The 1,664-nt window shown below is 68.3% G+C and carries 2 protein-coding genes; one reads left to right on the top strand and one right to left on the bottom strand.

What is annotated here, in order from left to right:
- Positions 1–70: 70 nt before the first annotated feature.
- Positions 71–652, top strand: a complete 582-nt coding sequence (locus AC061S_RS44360; protein ID WP_478691562.1) for a hypothetical protein — start codon at positions 71–73, stop codon at positions 650–652.
- Here the strand turns inward: AC061S_RS44360 and AC061S_RS44355 are convergent.
- Positions 600–1,511 (bottom strand): IS5 family transposase, encoded by a 912-nt coding sequence (locus AC061S_RS44355; protein ID WP_478691563.1) that lies wholly within the window; start codon positions 1,509–1,511, stop codon positions 600–602. The genes AC061S_RS44360 and AC061S_RS44355 overlap by 53 nt on opposite strands.
- Positions 1,512–1,664: the final 153 nt, after the last annotated feature.

Raw genomic sequence — 1,664 nt, 5'->3', positions numbered from 1 at the left:
AGAAGCCGTTGTCTTACCGGATGTGATCGTTGAGTTTCTGCTGGTCAGCATGGTTTCGGTCGGGTGAGGGATGCTCTCGACGTTCTGTTTCCGCTTGATCGTCGAGGGGTGTGCGGTGGCGTCGATGCTGGGGTTGCTGGAGGCGCGGGAAATGGCTGCCCGCGAGCGGGTGGAGGACCTGCGGGAGGAGGCGTCCCGTATGGCCGCGGCGTTGGAGGCAGCCGAGATCGAGCTGGACCGGCGAGTGATCGCGCGCGAAGAGCTCGTCGACGCCCTGGCCGCATCTGCTGAAGAGACCACCGTCGTGACGGAGGCCGAAGGCGAACAAGCGCCTGCTCCTGTGCCGGTGTCCGCGTCGGTGCCGGGAGCGGTCGTGCCGCCCTGGCGGGAAGGGATGTCGGTGTCGGTGCTCTCGCTGGACAACCAGCGGATTTTGAACGTGCTTCAGGACCGGCCGGGCCACGAGCCGGTGCGGGCCAAGGACATCGCGGCGGCACTGGGCATCGACAACGCGGTTGCGGCGAAGGTCGAAGGTGTGCGGTCGAAAGCCAAGCGCCTGGCCGAGCGCGGGTGGTTGCTCCAGGAGGCCTCGGGGGCGTTCAGTGCCGGCCGTCGGCTCGTGGCCGGGCCAGCCGGCGGCTCATCCGCGTGATCATCGAGAACAGGATCATCGCCTCACTGGTCACGGTCAGCGTTTCGTAGTCCCGGCACAAACGGCGCGAATGCATCAGCCAGCTCAGGGTTCGCTCGACCACCCAGCGTCTCGGCAGCACCACGAACCCCTCCATGTCGTCGGTGCGCTTGACGACTTCGAGAGCGAAGGCGAGTTTCTGACGGCACCAGTCGACGAGTCCGCCGGTGTAGCCGCCGTCGGCCCAGACCAGGCAGATGTCCCGGTGCAGCCGGCGCAGCCGCAGAAACAGGGGCACGGCCGCTTCGCGGTCGCCCACGTTCGCGGCGGTCACCGCGACGACCAGGAGCAGGCCGAGGCAGTCTGTGATGATGTGCCGCTTGCGGCCGTTGATCTGCTTGCCGCCGTCGTAGCCGCGTGAGTTGGCGGGCACCGTCGCGGCGGCCTTCACCGACTGCGCGTCGACGATCCCGGCCGTCGGTTCCGCCTCGTGGCCCTCGCGCTCGCGGACCCGCCCGCGCAGCCGGTCGTGGAACTCGGTGATCAGTCCGTGCTGCCGCCAGCGGCGGAAGAAGGCGTAGACGCGGTCCCAGCCGGGGAAGTCCACGGGCATCGACCGCCAGGAGATCCCGCCCGCGACCAGGTAACGGATCGCATCCAGCATCTGCCGGTGGCAATACGCTTCGGGCTGCCCGCCGCGGCCCTCCAGCCAGGCCGGGGTGGGCAACAACGGCCGCACCGCCGACCACTCCGCATCCGTCATGTCCGAGGGATAGCGGCGCACCCGGTCCGGGTGATCGGCCGCGTTCCCGTGCACGTGTGCGAGGCAATCGCACGACACGCCAGGCGAGTTGAAGTCCACGGGCGCGAGCGCGTACACATGTGACAACGGGGCCTCCTCGGGCCGCTCGGTGAGGTTCGCACCCCCGAGCTACCAAGAGGCCCCGCCTTCATGTCCGCACCACCGCAAGATCACCCGACCAGGAACCTTGTTCGACCTGCACGTTCCATGATCGGTACGACAACGGCTTCT

Source organism: Streptomyces sp. CA189 (assembly GCF_056428985.1).
The sequence above is the reverse complement of the archived record's forward strand: the minus strand, read 5'-3'. Positions and strand labels throughout refer to the sequence as shown.

Excerpts from the sequence above, each read along its gene's own strand:
- AC061S_RS44360 (WP_478691562.1), top strand. The coding sequence starts at position 71 with ATGCTCTCGACGTTCTGTTTCCGCTTGATCGTCGAGGGGTGTGCGGTG.